General features: G+C 58.0%; 1 protein-coding gene. It reads left to right on the top strand.

Annotated features, from left to right (window positions below; genetic code table 11):
- Window positions 1-211 (top strand): SRPBCC domain-containing protein (locus LRL21_RS45325; protein WP_240422261.1); only part of this gene is annotated, 211 nt, incomplete at its 5' end.
- Between the last annotated feature and the right edge of the window lie 44 nt (window positions 212-255).

The raw sequence follows: 255 nt of genomic DNA, 5'->3' as shown, positions 1-255 counted from the left end.
CTTCTCGGATGCCGAAGGCAATACGAATGAGTCCATGCCCTCGACCGAGGTCACGCTGGAATTCATCGATCTGGGCGGCAAAACGAAGCTGGTCAACCGTGCTGAATATGTGTCGGCGGAGGCCCTCAAGACCGTCATGGATATGGGCATGCTGCAAGGCGTCACCGAAACGTGGGACCGTCTGGAAGAGCGTCTGAATGAGGTCAAGTAAAGGAGATAGGGGAACGGCCGACTGGCTTTGAGAGCCGGCGGCCG

This window comes from Paenibacillus periandrae (assembly GCF_022458865.1).
GTDB lineage: Bacteria > Bacillota > Bacilli > Paenibacillales > NBRC-103111 > Paenibacillus_S > Paenibacillus_S periandrae.
Note: the sequence above shows the minus strand (reverse complement) of the source record. Positions and strands in the feature narration are given on the sequence as shown.